Source organism: Colwellia sp. BRX10-4 (assembly GCF_014077465.1).
Classification (GTDB): Bacteria; Pseudomonadota; Gammaproteobacteria; order Enterobacterales; family Alteromonadaceae; genus Colwellia_A.
The window spans coordinates 101,177-117,252 of sequence record NZ_JACGVZ010000001.1 but is presented as its reverse complement, the minus strand read 5'-3'; the positions used below and the strand labels follow the sequence as shown (position 1 = coordinate 117,252).

The window sequence follows — 16,076 nt, the reverse complement described above, 5'->3', positions numbered from 1 at the left end:
TGGTGCGCAAAGAGGAAGTAGCCACATTGCTCTGCCTTAGGTCTGCTTTAAGTCTCAAAGCCGACTGTGGAATTAAATTTTAGATGTTAACAGTAAAGCTAAAGTTACAATTATAAATCAAAAATCGCTTTGACAATATTTAACTCCCCCTAACTACGGATAAAACTCCGTTAGTACGCATATATTAAATCTTATCACCTTGTTTTATTCGAAAATCATAAATATTACAGGGTATGATTTGTGATTTTAAATCAATAGCTTGTGCTTTTAATAATAGCAACGGATGATATATCAAACCAACTGATTACAAGTCAGTTGCTAGATGGTTGGTATGTGTTGTTATTGCTGCTCTGTAGTGGTGCTCATGCTATAGATTACAACAATTAGCACCACTGAGTTTTAATCAATTACACTACTAAAATACGTGTTTTATGTGGTTTAAACATGAATATTGTTGAGGTTTATATCAGGCTAAAGGTGAAATTTAATCACACAATGATACTTTTATACTGAAACTATTTTCAAATATAGTTTGTAAATATTATGTAATAAAAACAACTGATTGATGAGTTATTTGGTGTCAGGTTATTTTACAGTGTTACATAATTTAAAATTATTTAAATTACCATCACAATGAAATTGTTAAGTATTATTGTCTTGGCGTATTTTTTGCTTTAATGTGAAAAGAATATTAATTTACTATTTTATCAATAACCATCCAAATAAATGGAAAGGTATGAAAACGGAATACATATGAAATATAAATCACTAAAGACTTGTGCTGCTGTTTTATTACTACTGTCATGTAATTTAGCAAATGCCGGTCTCATGGTCACCAATGTTGATCTAACAATCACAGGGGTGTCGGGTAACTATTCGAGCGTAAGTGTTGATGATGTTTTCCAGTTCACCGCCATATATGATGATGCCTCCACCCACATGTTAAATGAAGACACAAAGTCGCTATGCTTAACGACGCACGTAAGTTCGCCCGGTGTTAATTGTGCAAGTAGTCACAACCCGTCCAGTTACAATTTTTTCTCCAATGCGTCTTTGAATTTTAATATGATGTTCGATACCACAGCATTGTTGAACGCCAACGGGGCATTTTATGACAGACACAGTCACGACCGGGAATGGGCGTACCAGACAGCGGCGGACGGCCACTTACATTTCAGCCAACATGAGGACGCGATGACGTCTGGCTTCACGGCGGCTACCCCCGGAGGCAGTGGAGCTACTACTTTGTACTATAGTGACGTACACGGCAACGCGCGGCACACACTGATACGATGGTCGCAGGGCCCCGCATCAACGAAAGCCTATTTAGACGTCCCTGAACCTTCAACACTTGCTATTTTTGCATTAGGAATGATTGGTTTAGCATCTCGTCGATTTAAGAAACAATCTTAAAAAATTAGTTTCACAATCAAAATCGATTATCGACGACGGTATGCCTGAATAAACCCATGTAACCCAATGTTGTCGATAATCATCAAGAAGCATCTTCCAGTTTGGTAGATGCTTTTTTTGCTCATAAAGCTGCGATATTCGACGATTGTGATTTTGTAATGTTCGTTTTGAAACTGTTATTCTTTCTGAACCAAACTGATAACCTAAAAAATCAAAACCATTAGTATTTCTACCAATCGTGGTTTTATCAGGATGTTGTTTTAACTTTAGTTTTTCAAAATGGTGATTAACCGTTTTTATCGCTTTACGTAATTTCCACCTTGTTGGTGATAATACGATAATGTCATCCATATAACGTCGATAGAATACGGGTTTATCTTCCATTTCTTTATCTAATTCATACAGGTAAAAACTCGATATCAGAGGGCTTAATGGACAACCCGATGAAATACCTTGTTTTATATCTTTAAATAAACCACCTGATTCAACACTTCTTTTTAGATACTGAGCTAGTAAGTTCATTACCATTTTGTCTTTGATGTAAACCGATAACTTATCTAATAATATTTCATGATTAATTGATTCATAATACGATTTAACATCGGTTCGAAATACAAACGTATTGTTGTGTAAATCATGTTGTATCTCTGTAACGGTATGTTTGCTACCACCATGCCCTTTTAAGTGTGTACACAGCTTGGATGATGGTAAATGACGCTGTAATACCAGTGATAATTGTTTTAACACCAAACTATCGATTGAAGTCCATAAATGAATAACTTCACCTGATGATTTTGTTACCTTTTGCAATGGTTGAAAATTAAATGTATTTGATATTAATTCATCAATAAGTTGTGGTTTAATTTTTTTCCAATGAAAACGTACATCCCAAACATCACTGTTATCTGGAAAGTGTTTGCGTTGTTTACACAACCAACTAAACGATTCATCGATTAAGTATTCAGATAATAATTCAGTTATCACTTAATGTTCATACCACTGTAAACTTATTCGACTCATACATATGTATTAACCATGATTTACATTACAAAATACTACCATAGGATTAAGTATCCGTTGTTATGCCATGTAAATAAATACCTCTGACGATTACCACTAAATAATAAGCACTACTTGAGTATATTATTCTTTTTAACCTCAAAATAATTCCCATTGAGTGTCTGCTGTGCGGCTAAGCGGACTATTTATAGTGATAAATCCAAGGCTAAATTAGGACTGCTTTGTGGCAAAAGTGAGCTTTAGTTTATGTTAGCCAGTGACTGTTTACGAGTTGCAACTTTATTACTCTCCCACACTACATCAAGGTAACTACGTTATGGGGTTTCGCTTTCTGCGCGTTTAATCTATCGTTTTCTTGCATCAACGTTGCGTTCTTAGATTGTATTCGAGAAAGCATCGTTTTAAGTTCTTCAACCTCATCTCTCAAATCCTTATTGCGCTCTTTGAACTTGTTTAGTTCTAGCTGCTTACGCTTCAGCTGCTCTCTAACATCTTTATTCATAAGACCTTGAATACGAGTGTGTAGATCAGGACAATCACGGTTAATGGTATTACGCGTTACATCAGCCTCTTCAGCGACAGAAGATACACTTATTTTACGCTCTTTAGATATAACGTTAGGCCTTCCATTTTCAATCCTAATTATCGCCATTCTAACTGCTTTATGTGATTTTGATTCTTTCACTGGACTAGTCATTGCTAACCTCTTTTTTATAGTCATCTATGAGTTGTTTAACGTGCGATACAAGCTCAACAGGCACGCGCAGAACCTTAGTTTCTATAGCGCCCTTGGGTCTTCCAGAACCAACTCTTTTGCCACCATGTGCTAACTTCCAACCAAACGCATCACACATGTTTATTTGGTCATGTTTATCTGTTTTCTTTTGTTTTTTAGACATATAAAAACACTTCCTTTTGATTGTTGTTACTTAAATCAAACACACTAAATTAAGTAAGTTAAATTAAGCTGCTTGATTATTGTTACAAAAATCAACCTTCATAGATTTTACATCCACACCAAGTGACGTTAAAACCTTTTCACATCTTTCCATACCCTTTGCTACCGCAGCTTGACCAGCTTCCCCTATATCATTCACTTCAGATAGTTCGAATTGCTGGATAAGCATGCCTTCCCAGTGTTTTTGATTGTTCTTATCAACAATGCCGTGGTCGCATTCATCGCATTTCCCTCCCATACAGCCATCGTCATCGTTCGTGCACCAACCAATCCCTGTCGAGCGGATGGGTATATTAGCGGAGTAAGCTCTAACCATATCGCGTTTTGTCTTGAAGGTTTTAATGTGCTCTTCATCGTCTCTGACTTGCATGATCCGGTCAGCGATAGCACCACCTGTGATGGGGCTATCTAAATTAAACCAATCGAATTTAATTTGTTCTTCAACCCAATACTTCTCTCTGAGCATTTCTTCAAATAATTCACGGTCTAGGCTATCGTTGTAGGCATAAAGCGCGGTCATGGTGATAGACCAGTGCTTAAAATGGTCTTTCAGTGCTCGCAAGTCTCCTAGCTCACTGTGCACCACGTAGTTAGCGAATGTGCGTCGAAACTGGTGTGATGACAAGTTCCAGTCAAGGTTAATTTGGGTACACAAGTTAGGAAGGCGGTCCGTAGTTATAAAGTCGCCGTTCAATAGAGTTGCCGCTGATTTTATCTGGTTAAAAGTTAGACACACTTTGCCAGAGATACCCTCTAGGTGGTTAACTGTCGCATGGTCGTTGCTGGTTTTTGCTTGCGCCAAATCAACCTCTAAGCGTGCTTGTAATGGGCTTGAGTAGCGCTCTAGTATTCTAATGGCATCAACAGCAATCTTTGGTGCAATCCACTCGGCCAATCCGGTGTACGTTTTCTTGGATACGGTTTCAATGTAATAGTACACTTCACCGTCTTTAGTTTCTTTGCGGTATGCCCCGCGCTTAATGCCAAGCACTTCATGAATGCGCATACCTGTGGTCAGTAATATCCAAAACAGGCAGCTATCGCGTAATAATAGTAAATCGTTATTCGAGCCATCGAGCTTATCCCTTAAGTCCAATAGCTCTTTGGCGCGGTCAAGAAAGCCCTTTGTGTACTCGCAAAGTGGGTATAATACATCATCAGGAATAATCGGTGTTTTTGCTTTATTTCGACTATCTTGGAGTGCTTGTCCCAAATATCCTGCCTGTTCACTAGCGCTACTTTCAAACCAAGGATGCTCTTTAACAACGTCAAACGCATTGCAGTACGTATAAATATACTCTAGAGTCAAAAGCTTAAGGACTTTTGTACCCTTAGCTAAGGGCTTTAGTTTACCTTTGTGCTTAATTGTTATCGCATTCACATGGGCAACATACGCTTGTGCGCAGAAAGCAGTAAACCCATGTTTTTTGAGCGTGTCAGACTTATGCATCCATGAAAAGTAGCTTGCCAGTTTATCTAAATCGCTCCTTAGAGAGCCTACTACATTGCCTTGGCGCATTTTATTCCAAACTATCCATTTTGCCATCGCTCTCATGGTGTCATTGGTGATGCGAGCGAAGTTCAATGTCCGTTTGGATTCCGATGTACCGCTTGGACATGCGCTTGCTGGGTACTCCCAAGTATCGTCTTCATATCGAGATAGCACAAGGTAGTGACCGTTAGGGAGTTTAATAAAGGTCGCGATACCCGTCAGGGAGCCAAGCAAAGCGCGTTTCAAGGCAATACCATTTTTGTTTGGCTTTATGGTCAGTTGCTGTTCAAATTCGTGCTCGGTGAGTTCTGCTTGTCCGTAAATCATTGTCCTACCCTCAACATGTCTAAGTTAATCCAATATGGGTGCGGCTTTGTTCGCTCTCGCTCTGCTTGAAGATGGTTTATCATCCCCTGATTAATGAACTCTGGCTCGACTTCGCTATCAATAATATTCATCACGTTACGCAAGTGTCGTTTCCAATCTTTACGCCCAAAGGAGTCTCTGTTGCGTACAATCGCCCAGTAGAAGCTGTACAGTCGGTATAAGTCATCCCCTGTGATAACGAAACTCTTGCATCGAAAGCACGCCAGAAAGTCCGCGCAGGTTTTGCCGTTTTTTGGGGCTTTATCACCATTTATCGGGTCTTTACATCGAGCTGTTGGGGTTGGTTGAGTATCACTTGTAAGCTCTTTTACTCTAATCTCACCCAGCAGCCCTAAGTTTCTTTTCGACTTCTCAGGAGCCTCTAAGTAGTGGTCTAATGTGCCAGTCCCCTTATGCTTTGCAGCTTGGGCCGCCACTTGCAGGCTCTCCCCTGACAGCTCGTAAATACCATTTATGAATGTTTTACGAATGCGGCTCAGGTTCACTGAGATAATGGCCTCGTCCTCATCCTTTAACTCATAGTTTTTTATCAGCTTTTTGACAGAAAAAGCCATAGCACTATCAGTAAGGGAAGTCACCGAGCCATAGCGCTCACCTCTTTCAATTCTATACACCAGTAATGTGTTAGAGTTCATTTCATTCCTCAAGGGTTTATTTAGCGCCGTTATCCTTTCGATGATATACGCCACGTCCAGTTTCACTCCTTGTACTAATTCTAAATCCTCTGATTTACGCAAGTTGTGAAGCTGTGTAGCATTGCCTCGCGACTTGTAAACTGTGAGTAGCTTGCGGTTCGATTTAAGCGGGTGGTCACTTAAAGAGTCTGTCGTCATACTTAAAAGTGGACTCGCATTAATGCCTGTTTGCATTGCGATTGCGAGGATGCAGACAGTCAGTTCATAGCCTGTTAATGGTTCTTCACGATTAGGAGCGTAAATCGGTTTCAGGGCTTGTTTCAGTGCTACAACAAGTTGACGTTTCTCATGTTCGCTGAAAGGTTTTGCGCCTTTCCCGCCTCGCTGGTTGGACTTAGGGTAAGGGTTTTTAGGGAATGTATCGTTATACACCTCCCTGGAAACTGGCCAATAGCTATGTCTACGCATTGCCGTCAACAGACTTTTAGCTGCTGAATAGACGCTCTTTTGAGTAATGTATTCCATGCCTGAGCCAAGTAAATGCCCTTTAAAGCCTTCAATTAACTCAGGTGTGATATCTTCATGCGTAAGTTCACGAGACAACGTGTGATGCCAAATTTCTAGGTAGTCGGAGAGGTTTTTGTACCCTGTTTTTATGAGGGCAATTTTCGACCATTCTGTGCCATCTTTAGGGTTCTTCAATAATGTTTTAACGGTGTAAAATACGCGATTGGTTATATCATCAAAGCCTTTGCCATAGTGCTTGAGCATATCGTGATTTCGCCCATTACCACCTTTTGAGCCAAGGCTTGGAAAGTTGATGATAGAATTAATTGGCCGTACAACCCCTTGGTCAGTATCAGCCTCCATCATTGGTTCGGTGACGTGTACCTTTTTGAAGCGGTCAGCACTAATTTTCCTGTCTTTTTTTCTAGCCATATCCTTTGCCTCTATGCTGCTTCAGCTTCAAGTTCGTTGATAGCATCTTGCCACTCGATGCTCACATCGTCTAATAAGTCATTAACCAAATGTAGATATTTCATTGTCGTGGTGAGGCTAGAGTGACCCAGCCTATTTTGGATGTACAACAACGGGCTAAACTTTAGGCTTTCTGCCTTTAGCAGCCCTTTTAACATATGGGTTGCATAAGTATGTCTCAGCTTATGTGGGGTAACTTTAAAAGGTAATTTCAAAGCATTGAGTGCTTTATTAAACCCGTCGCCGTCTTCTTCCCATTCTTCACCGGATGAGGTTAAAAACAAGTAATCAGATTTAACGCCAGAATCTTCTTTTTGCTGAAATCGAGTGGTGTTTACATAGCGCCAGAGGTCTTCCATTAATCTAGGCGGTATGTCTATGCTTCGCTCATGCTCCCCCTTTGTGCGGTCAATATCTACTCTACAAAGAAGCTCACCAGCTCTGGGTTTGCGGATAGCATCGAGAGGGAATAATAGAACCTCTTTCTTGCGAACGCCTGTTTGTAAGCAAAGCCTAGTCATAAGCTTAAGGGTTGGGTTTTTAATGGTCTTAAGGAGTATTTTAATCTCTTCAACCTGTAAAAACTTGATGGGTATTTTCTTGGTTTGTAGCATGACGTCAACACTAGCTGTTATGCCACCGTCAGTTACTGTATGAGCAAGGAAGCTATGCTCATTCTGATTAGCTTTTACATCCTCTAATGAGTAAGGAAGTGAGTTTACCCAACCACGTCCTACAGCATGTCTGTAAAACCTGACGATGGTTCTTAAGTGCTGATTGGTTGAGTTGACTGATATGTCAAAATCTTCTTGGCAAGAGTCTCGATAAACGGCGAGTAGCATTTCGTGTATGCCGTCATCTTCAATATCTCTCCAATCTTGGTCGTTGTCTTCACAGAAGGTAAAGAAGCTAACTAGATGCTTTGCGTAGGTGTCCCATGTTTTCTTACTCTTAACTCTACCTCGTTTAAGGCACTCGTAAGTTAAAAACTCTAGACCTTCCCTAAAGAGCATTCCTGCTTCAATCTCTAGACTATCGTTATTTGTAGACCAGGTTAATAAAGGAAAATCTAGTATTGGATAACCCTTAATCTTAAAGTCAGAAGTGCTCTTTATTATTATCATTACTACTTACTCACTCACTTTACTTGTTACTGTATATAACACCAGCATAATAAAAGTGATTGTTAATGCAAGTAAATGTTACACTTCAAACTCTAGATAACATGTTAATGCCTGACTTATTAGGGGCAACATTAAGCGCTTTGATAGATTTAAGTTTCTTATTAGCTATCGCTTATACACTCGCCAAACCCATATTAGCAATAAAACAGTATCGAAATTTATTTTTTGTACCACTCTTGGTGATGTTTACCATCGCCAATGGAGAAATGCACTTAGCAACCCTTTACCCACAAAGTGTTTCGTTGAGCTACTCAGGTTATGCCGGTGTTTTATTAGTGGTATTTTTAATGTCCGTTATGTCTGGACGTGTTGTGCCAATGTTCACCGCTAATTGAACTCAAACCACGAAAACAACCCCTGCTCCTTTACTTGATAAACTTGCTAATGGCAGTTTACTGCTTGCTATGCTGATGTTGTTGTTACATCCATTGGTGGGTTTTGTACCGATGTTTTTTGGCATTATCTTAATTTTTGCTGGTTTATTTCAGTTAATTCGTTGGTTGAGATGGCGACCTTGGATAACACTGGGTGTACCACTTTTATGGTCATTACATTTCGCCATTAAATTTATTTGGTTTGGCCTTATTTTATTAGGATTTAGCTACATTATTGATGAGATCCCCAGTAATCATGTTTGGCATCTATTAACCATTGGTGGCATGGGGGGGATTATTTTAGCAATGATTTCTCGTGTTTCTTTAGGGCATTCTGGTCGACCATTAACCCCACCTAAAATGATGTCAGTCGCTTTTGCATCTATTACCCTCTCGGCTATGGCTCGGGTATTTGGGCCTTGGTTAGTTCCAGAAAAAACTTTACTCTTTGTCGATATAAGTGGTTTTTTCTGGTTGGTTGCTTTTGGACTATTTACTTTTTTCTACGGGCCAATGTTGCTAAAAGCACGAGAAGATGGGCGTCCTGGTTAAACTAAGTAACACTAATGCCATAAAATAAATATCACATGCTAAAACGGTAAACAGCAATAGACGCTGATTGCCGTTTTTTTTTATCTTGATTTCTATTAAGCTAACGACATGATTTCTTTTTGGCTACTCGCTATGCAAACCGTTTTTTTAGATCAACAAACCTTTAGTGCCAGCATTTCTTTGACCCGTATAAAGTCTCAAGTCAGTACATTAAGCTGTTATGCCACCACCACAAACATTCAAATTATTGAACGTTGTAAAATGGCTGAGATTATTATCACCAACAAAGTGTTGTTATCTAAAAATATACTCGAGCAATTACCCCAGCTAAAATTAGTGTGCATTGCCGCAACAGGTATGAATAATGTTGACCTAGTTGCAGCTAAAGCACTTAACATTGCGGTTAAAAACGTCAGTGGTTACTCACAAGCCTCAGTCAGTCAATATGTCTTTGCGCAAATGCTTGAATATTTCAGTAATACCGCACACCACAACATCAATACTCAACAAGGACATTGGCAAAACAGTGCTACTTTTTGTTTTCATGGCAAAGGAAGTCAAGAATTAGCAGGAAAAACCATCGGCATTATTGGTTTTGGCAACCTAGGTAAAGCGGTAGCAAAAATTGCTCAAGCTTTTGATATGCATGTCATGATTGCTGAACGTCCTAATGCGATAAAAATAAGAGAAAACCGTCATAGTTTTACTGAAGTATTAAATAAAGCCGATGTCATCAGCTTACATTGCCCACAAACTGAGGAGACGATAAACTTAATAAATAGTGAAACTTTAGCGCTTATGAAACCCTCGGCGTTACTGATTAATACGGCGCGAGGCGCACTGGTTAATAGTGCGGATTTACTGCAGGCATTAAAGAATAAAATCATATCTCACGCTGTGCTCGATGTATTAGAACATGAGCCTCCAACCGTGAGTCACCCGTTAATTAATGCCTTAATAAAAAAAGAAATCGATAACTTGTCGATAACCGCCCATATTGCTTGGGCCAGTATTGAGTCGCAGCAGCGATTAATTGATTTAGTCGCTTTAAATATTAAAAACTATAAAGCCGTATAAGGTTTATTTATACGGCTTTTGATAAGACACATCTAAACGAGTAGCGATACTATAAGTTCAGATGTGTGGTTGATGTTGATTAACTTTCTCTAATAAGATAATCGAATGCTGACAAGGATGCTTTTGACCCCTCACCCATCGCAATAACAATTTGCTTATAAGGCACGGTAGAAACATCTCCAGCAGCAAATATACCCGGCTCAGAAGTCTGACATTTTTCGTCAATGATGACTTCGCCATATTTAGTACATTCAACAACACCCTGTAAAAAATCACTGTTGGGTAATAAGCCTATTTGGATAAATATTCCCGACAAGCTTTGTTGCTTCATCTCCCCGGTTGCTCTATCTTCATAGGCCAGAGCAACCACTTTACCATCTTCAGCAATCACTTCTTTAGTAGCAACATTTTTAATGATGGTGATCTTTTTATGTGCTTCAGCTTTTTCTACTAATATTTTATCTGCTTTCAAGCCAGGTAAGAATTCGAAGACGGTAACATGATTAACCATACTTGCTAAATCTAATGCCGCTTCTATTCCTGAGTTACCACCACCAACCACAGCAACATCTTTACCTTTAAAGAATGGGCCATCACAATGCGGACAATAAGCGACACCAGAACCAATATTTTCTTTTTCTCCTGGTATACCAAGTTCACGCCATTTAGCCCCAGTAGCAATGATCACCGTTTTAGATTCGATAACTTCGCCGCTAGAAAGATGTAGCTTTTTCGGTAATTTACTCTCAGACTCACCTTTATCAATTTTTTCAACACGTACAAACTCTCTTGTTGTGATCTCGTAATCATTTAAGTGTGCTTGCATATTACCCGTCAGTTGTGTGCCAGTCGTTTTAGAGACTGAAATTAAGTTCTCAATACCTACGGTATCTTTGACCTGACCACCAAAACGGTCGGCAATAATAGTCACTTTTAAACCTTTACGAGCGGCATAAATAGCAGCAGCAACACCGGCAGGACCTGCACCTATAACGGTAATATCTTGTAACGGTAACTGCTCATTGTCATCGCCACCGACAATGTAAGGGAAACGTTCGATAAGTTTATCGACTAATTGACCTGTGTCTATTTTTCCATTCGCAAATAATTCGCCATTAAGGTAAACACTCGGTACACCTTGAATATTACGTTCGTCTATTAAGTGCTTAAATAAGCCACCATCAATCATTTCACTGCTAATACCTTCGTTTAATAAGGCAAACTGATTCAACGATTGCACAACATCAGGACAGTTATGGCAACTTAAGGAAATAAATACTTCAAAGTGCAAATCTTCTTTGATTTTTTGCACCATTTTAGTCAAGGTGCCGTCCAATTTGAGTTCGGTACCCGATGACTGTAAAATAGCTAATATCAACGAATTAAATTCATGTCCACTGGGAATACCTGAAAAGTGGATGCCATTATTTTTACCATCGATTTCTAAGTAAAACGTAATTGGGCTGCGTAAACCATCATCACGTTCAACCAGTACTAGATTGTCTGATACTGATGTTAACTGTGTTAAAAATTCTTTTAATTCGTTACGTTTTTGATGTTCACCCGTCTGTAAAACTAGTGATACTTTGTTGGTCATATTTTGGGTATAAGCTTTTACTGCATTTAAAATATCTTCACTTAACATGGGGCTACCTCATTATTTATCTTGTTGAATTTGACATAAGAGCTGTCATCTTGTTGATTGAAATAAGGCGGAAGAAGCCTGGTTAACCAGAATAACGACTTCCACCCATAACGAGACTGCTGTCTTAGATTTTACCGACTAAGTCTAAACTTGGTGTTAAGGTTGCTTCACCTTGTTCCCAAGCTGCTGGACATACTTCACCGTCGTTTTCACGCACATATTGTGCAGCTTTTACATTACGCACCATATCTTTTGCACTTCGACCGATACCACCCGCATGAATATGGGCAACTTGAATAACACCATCTGGGTCGACTAAAAATGTACCGCGGTGTGCCATATGATCTTCTTCGATCATTACATCAAAACCACGAGTAATTGTGCCAGTTTGGTCACCAATCATCGGAAATTTAATTTTACCAATGGCTTCTGAAGAATCGTGCCATGCTTTATGTGAGAAATGTGTATCGGTTGATACCGAGTAAACTTCAACACCAAGACCTTGTAACTCTTCATATTGGTTTGCCATGTCTTCTAATTCAGTTGGACAAACAAATGTAAAATCTGCAGGGTAGAACAAAAAGATTGACCATTTGCCTTTAGTACTCTCAGATGTTACTTCAACAAACTCATCGTTATGAAATGCTTGAGCTTTAAATTCTGGGATAGTTTTGCCTATTTGAGCCATGGGTATTACCTCTGTTATTTAAAAATGTTTAGTTAAATGGTTTTGTTTTAAAAGCATGTTTGCTTTCGATGTGTGTATAGTAGATTCTGTTGAGCGATAAATAAATTTGATTAAATAGATATTAATATTCTAAAAAACAGAATTACTAAATATTTATTATGATAACTAAACAGGAAGTTTTGCGAGCGTCGATTTCACGCTATCCATCAATAATATTAATATCAAAATAAGTGACCCGCGAACAAGATGACTAATTCAATAAATTAGATTATTATGGCGTCTATGTTCAATATAAATTATCGTTATAAATATGATTTCAATAAAACAGCTTCATTACGCACTCGCTATCGAAAAGACTTTACACTTCAAAAAAGCTGCAGAGGCATGTAATGTTTCTCAATCAGCGCTAAGTACAGCCATTAATGAGCTTGAAAAGCAGTTGGGAATGATGATATTTGAGCGCAATAACAAACAAGTCTTAGTCACTCAAAAGGGTCAATTGATCCTTAATAAGGCTCGCCAAGTAAAGCTGGAACTAGATGAGTTATTGCAAATTTCAAAAAACGACAATCAGCCTTTTTCTAGTTCGATGTCGATTGGTGTTATCCCAACTATAGGTCCATACCTTTTGCCTAAGGTGTTGCCCGAAGTTAGGCATCAATATCCAAATTTTAAATTGAGGATACTAGAAGAACAATCACATACCTTAGTTGATATGGTGCGAACCGGAGCGATTGATGCGGCGATATTGGCGTTACCTTATCCTATAGAGGGTTTAATGAGTTTCAGTTTTTGGCAAGAAGACTTCTATTTAGTCTGCCATAAGGATGAATGTCCACAGAAGACCCAAGAAATTACCAGTGAAGAGTTAGTGACAGAAAAGCTGATGTTGTTAAAAGATGGCCATTGCCTAAAGGAACATGCACTAGCGGCTTGTCAATTACAAAATCCAAAACAAAGTGCTGATTTTGGCTCTGCTAGTTTGCATACACTGATCCAAATGGTTGCTGGTAAACTCGGAACAACGCTTGTACCACAAATGGCCTTAGATCAGCTGACTTATAACGAATCTGAACTTCGGGCTATTCATTTAAATGAGCCAGGGCCACACAGAACAATTGCGTTAATCATTAGGCCTAATTATGTAAGAACTAGCGAGTTAAGCCTGCTAAAAGCTATTTTTACAGCACAACTTACTGCAAAGTGTAGCTAATATCATCCGTTAAATACTTTAATTAAATAGAACTATATATTAAATTTTATCAAATTTACTGAATAATGGTGTTAGGCCATAATAGTTTTATCTTAAATACATCAGGTAGCCAAAATGAAAAAAATCATTAAAAACATCAAAAAAATTTTTAAGACAACAAGTGATCAAAAAATTGGGGTTAATTGTAACTACTCAAACAACTATTATGGTGATCAGTATTGCCAAGAAAATAAGGAAAAAGGTTAATCAAAATTAATCCTTTCTCATGAACGGTTCATTTAACGCTACACAAGATTAGAAAAATTTATTAGGTGAGCCAGTCATGAAAAAATCCTTACTATATCATTAATCACCACAGCACTATTTATTGCAGCTTGCACTCAAGAAGCCATAAATAAGTTAATATTATGCAAAAAACGATATTATTCTACAAATAACATCGCCCATATCGGTGATAGCGACTATTTTACAGATCAAAAAGTTATTACTAAACAGAAAGTTATGACTGAAAAAATGGATTTTCAAGAAAAAGCGAGTTATTTGACTTTATCAAGTGCTGTCGTCATTAAGATAAAAGTACTGATAAATAAAAAAGAGTAAGCGCCATGCAATATGCAAAAAAAGCTTTACTAACTACAAAACTATCTGTTCAACGGATGGCAAATTAATGCCTAGTTCACTTAAACACCTCAAAATAAAGAAAAGCACAGGATGATAAATTTAGGGGGTTGTGTTGCGCATAATCACTAAGGCCAAGACTTTGAGAATAGGAGTGCCTGGCGATCGCCGATTCACTAACAGTGAATCGTAATCTCGAATATGTTTGAAAAGTCCGCTGTGCTTACCCATAAATGTTCTACATACCTGTCTTGGTGTTAGATACTGTTTTTATTTATATGAGCTTGCACAAAAAATTACAAGTAATGCCCCCTTAAATAAAAAAAGTCGGGTTCTCCCCGACTTACTATAACAGACACTAACAATGTAAAAATTAGCTAGCTTTGATGTGGAATACGCCCACATCAGCTTGTGTGACTTCTACCTTGGTGCCTGCTAGCAAATGTTCATTGGCCTTTAGCTTCCAATCGATCCCTGAATAATGATATTTAGGGGTCAATTCAGGCGCTACATCTTCCACTAATATAAAACTATGACCAACCAAATCGCCTTTTACTTTTGTTGTGTCGACCTGAGTTTGCATATTCTGTAAAGGTTTCCATAACAAAATAGCGGATAATCCAGTCAGCAGGCCTGTGCTAAACATAGCCGACAACCAAGTATCTGGGATAATACCCACATACAATAAACCTGCGGTAACCACTGCAGCACAGCCTACAAAAAACAGTACAAAGGTTGAAAAACCTAACACTGCCAGTTCAATCACTAATAAAAGTATGCCGAGAATGAGCAAACTTTCAGCTAAGTTGTTGATTGCCCAATCCATATACTACCCCTTATTTAATTGATTAATAATGGTCATCGCTTGGGCTACAACACTCGCGGCTTCAGTACTGCTATCAGGCAACAATACAACAGAAGATTCTTTAGCAATCGCATGTTTGGCCTCAATGGCCTTAGTGGCTAAATCCAATTGAATGGCTTTTTGCCCTTCAGGGGTAGCAGCCGCTTCACCTACTTGTCTGAGGGCTTCTGCCTGAGCGGTGGCGACAGCTACTATAGCTTTAGCCTCACCTTCTGCTCGTAATACTTGTTCTTCTTTATCAGCTTCTGCGGCTAATACTACCGAGGCTTTAAGACCTTCAGCTCGATTAATAGCGGCCTGCCTGTCACCTTCAGACTCTAAAATTTGTGCCCGTTTGACTCGTTCAGCCTTCATTTGCGCTTCCATCGCTTCCATAACAGATTGAGGCGGCACAATATCTTTAATTTCGTAACGCAGTACTTGAATACCCCAAGGGCCGGCAGCATCATTAATCGCCGCAACGATATTGATGTTTAGCACATCTCTTTCTTCAAAGGTTTTATCGAGTTCCATTTTGCCTAATTCAGAACGCATAGTGGTCTGTGCTAATTGAGTGACGGCGAACTCATAATCATCAATTCCATAGGTGGCCTTATAAGGGTCAAGCACTCGAAAATACAAAACACCATCCACTGACAACGAAATATTGTCTTTGGTAATAGCGCTTTGTTCAGGCACATCTACAGCTTTTTCTTTTAACGAACGATCCGCGGAAATACGGTCAATAAAGGGTATAATAAAATTTAACCCAGCTTCTTTAGTTGACTGATATTTACCAAATCGTTCTATCACGTAAGCACGGTTTTGTGGCACAAATTTAATTGAGGTTTTAAGTAACACCACAACAAAAACTAAAACGAGTGTTTGTGCGGTCATAATATAATCGAGTAATACTTCCATTACTGCCTTCCTTTTTTGACACGGCTAGAGTTGCCGTAAATAAGATGTATGGCCAAAGCAAACAATTATCAAGCCTC

14 protein-coding genes and 1 pseudogene are annotated in these 16,076 nt (G+C 38.8%); 5 read left to right on the top strand and 10 right to left on the bottom strand.

The window, feature by feature from the left end; all coding sequences use genetic code 11:
* Positions 1-753 precede the first annotated feature (753 nt).
* Positions 754-1,413, top strand: a complete 660-nt coding sequence (locus H4J67_RS20410; protein ID WP_259368439.1) for a PEP-CTERM sorting domain-containing protein — start codon at positions 754-756, stop codon at positions 1,411-1,413.
* On the opposite strand, the gene H4J67_RS00610 is transcribed toward H4J67_RS20410, so the two are convergent.
* The 6 genes from H4J67_RS00610 to H4J67_RS00585 all read right to left on the bottom strand — a co-directional run bounded on the left by H4J67_RS00610 (position 1,381) and on the right by H4J67_RS00585 (position 7,896).
* Positions 1,381-2,397, bottom strand: coding sequence for a reverse transcriptase/maturase family protein (locus H4J67_RS00610; protein ID WP_182202561.1), 1,017 nt, complete (start codon positions 2,395-2,397; stop codon positions 1,381-1,383). The genes H4J67_RS20410 and H4J67_RS00610 overlap by 33 nt on opposite strands.
* A gap of 331 nt (positions 2,398-2,728) precedes the next feature.
* Positions 2,729-3,130, bottom strand: coding sequence for a TetR family transcriptional regulator (locus H4J67_RS00605; protein WP_182202560.1), 402 nt, complete (start codon positions 3,128-3,130; stop codon positions 2,729-2,731).
* Entirely contained in the window at positions 3,123-3,332 is a 210-nt protein-coding gene (locus H4J67_RS00600; protein ID WP_182202558.1) for a hypothetical protein, read from the bottom strand. Before H4J67_RS00600 ends, H4J67_RS00605 begins: the two co-directional genes overlap by 8 nt.
* Positions 3,333-3,395: 63 nt before the next feature.
* The gene (locus H4J67_RS00595) at positions 3,396-5,210 is read right to left on the bottom strand and encodes a tyrosine-type recombinase/integrase (RefSeq protein ID WP_182202557.1); all 1,815 of its coding nucleotides are present in this window, start codon (positions 5,208-5,210) and stop codon (positions 3,396-3,398) included.
* Positions 5,207-6,844: a hypothetical protein gene (locus H4J67_RS00590; protein ID WP_182202555.1), complete on the bottom strand. Its 1,638-nt coding sequence runs from the start codon at positions 6,842-6,844 to the stop codon at positions 5,207-5,209. Before H4J67_RS00590 ends, H4J67_RS00595 begins: the two co-directional genes overlap by 4 nt.
* An 11-nt stretch (positions 6,845-6,855) precedes the next feature.
* Positions 6,856-7,896: a site-specific integrase gene (locus H4J67_RS00585; protein WP_259368438.1), complete on the bottom strand. Its 1,041-nt coding sequence runs from the start codon at positions 7,894-7,896 to the stop codon at positions 6,856-6,858.
* Positions 7,897-8,072: 176 nt separating this feature from the next.
* Here H4J67_RS00585 and H4J67_RS00580 point away from each other — a divergent pair.
* Positions 8,073-8,993: pseudogene (locus H4J67_RS00580) on the top strand (NnrS family protein).
* A gap of 108 nt (positions 8,994-9,101) precedes the next feature.
* On the top strand, positions 9,102-10,070 hold the full coding sequence (locus H4J67_RS00575; protein WP_259368437.1) for a D-2-hydroxyacid dehydrogenase: 969 nt from the start codon (positions 9,102-9,104) through the stop codon (positions 10,068-10,070).
* 79 nt (positions 10,071-10,149) lie between these two features.
* Here H4J67_RS00575 and ahpF read toward each other — a convergent pair whose 3' ends face one another.
* Both ahpF and ahpC read right to left on the bottom strand, forming a co-directional pair.
* A complete protein-coding gene (ahpF, locus tag H4J67_RS00570) occupies positions 10,150-11,715 on the bottom strand; it encodes an alkyl hydroperoxide reductase subunit F (RefSeq protein WP_182202552.1) in 1,566 nt (521 codons plus the stop codon).
* A gap of 124 nt (positions 11,716-11,839) precedes the next feature.
* Positions 11,840-12,403 carry an alkyl hydroperoxide reductase subunit C gene (ahpC, locus tag H4J67_RS00565; protein WP_070374813.1) on the bottom strand — a complete coding sequence of 188 codons (564 nt, stop codon included), beginning with the start codon at positions 12,401-12,403 and terminating at the stop codon, positions 11,840-11,842.
* 310 nt (positions 12,404-12,713) lie between these two features.
* Here ahpC and H4J67_RS00560 point away from each other — a divergent pair, with 310 nt between their 5' ends.
* Positions 12,714-13,616 carry a hydrogen peroxide-inducible genes activator gene (locus H4J67_RS00560; RefSeq protein ID WP_182176310.1) on the top strand — a complete coding sequence of 301 codons (903 nt, stop codon included), beginning with the start codon at positions 12,714-12,716 and terminating at the stop codon, positions 13,614-13,616.
* Between the two features lie 114 nt (positions 13,617-13,730).
* Entirely contained in the window at positions 13,731-13,862 is a 132-nt protein-coding gene (locus H4J67_RS20405; protein ID WP_259368436.1) for a hypothetical protein, read from the top strand.
* Positions 13,863-14,607: 745 nt separating this feature from the next.
* Here the strand turns inward: H4J67_RS20405 and H4J67_RS00555 are convergent.
* Together H4J67_RS00555 and H4J67_RS00550 are read right to left on the bottom strand one after the other, a co-directional pair.
* Complete coding sequence (locus H4J67_RS00555) at positions 14,608-15,060, bottom strand: NfeD family protein (RefSeq protein ID WP_182176311.1); 453 nt, start codon at positions 15,058-15,060, stop codon at positions 14,608-14,610.
* Between the two features lie 3 nt (positions 15,061-15,063).
* Positions 15,064-15,999, bottom strand: coding sequence for an SPFH domain-containing protein (locus H4J67_RS00550; protein ID WP_182176312.1), 936 nt, complete (start codon positions 15,997-15,999; stop codon positions 15,064-15,066).
* Positions 16,000-16,076: the final 77 nt, after the last annotated feature.

What these genes read in the sequence shown, in the direction of transcription:
- H4J67_RS00555 (WP_182176311.1), bottom strand. Translation starts at nt 15,060, where the DNA reads ATGGATTGGGCAATCAACAACTTAGCTGAAAGTTTGCTCATTCTCGGC.
- ahpF (WP_182202552.1), bottom strand. Translation starts at nt 11,715, where the DNA reads ATGTTAAGTGAAGATATTTTAAATGCAGTAAAAGCTTATACCCAAAAT.
- H4J67_RS00550 (WP_182176312.1), bottom strand. Translation starts at nt 15,999, where the DNA reads ATGGAAGTATTACTCGATTATATTATGACCGCACAAACACTCGTTTTA.
- H4J67_RS00600 (WP_182202558.1), bottom strand. Translation starts at nt 3,332, where the DNA reads ATGTCTAAAAAACAAAAGAAAACAGATAAACATGACCAAATAAACATG.
- H4J67_RS20410 (WP_259368439.1), top strand. Translation starts at nt 754, where the DNA reads ATGAAATATAAATCACTAAAGACTTGTGCTGCTGTTTTATTACTACTG.
- H4J67_RS00585 (WP_259368438.1), bottom strand. Translation starts at nt 7,896, where the DNA reads ATGCTCTTTAGGGAAGGTCTAGAGTTTTTAACTTACGAGTGCCTTAAA.
- H4J67_RS00595 (WP_182202557.1), bottom strand. Translation starts at nt 5,210, where the DNA reads ATGATTTACGGACAAGCAGAACTCACCGAGCACGAATTTGAACAGCAA.
- H4J67_RS00575 (WP_259368437.1), top strand. Translation starts at nt 9,102, where the DNA reads ATGATTTCTTTTTGGCTACTCGCTATGCAAACCGTTTTTTTAGATCAA.
- H4J67_RS00590 (WP_182202555.1), bottom strand. Translation starts at nt 6,844, where the DNA reads ATGGCTAGAAAAAAAGACAGGAAAATTAGTGCTGACCGCTTCAAAAAG.
- H4J67_RS20405 (WP_259368436.1), top strand. Translation starts at nt 13,731, where the DNA reads ATGAAAAAAATCATTAAAAACATCAAAAAAATTTTTAAGACAACAAGT.
- ahpC (WP_070374813.1), bottom strand. Translation starts at nt 12,403, where the DNA reads ATGGCTCAAATAGGCAAAACTATCCCAGAATTTAAAGCTCAAGCATTT.
- H4J67_RS00560 (WP_182176310.1), top strand. Translation starts at nt 12,714, where the DNA reads ATGATTTCAATAAAACAGCTTCATTACGCACTCGCTATCGAAAAGACT.
- H4J67_RS00605 (WP_182202560.1), bottom strand. Translation starts at nt 3,130, where the DNA reads ATGACTAGTCCAGTGAAAGAATCAAAATCACATAAAGCAGTTAGAATG.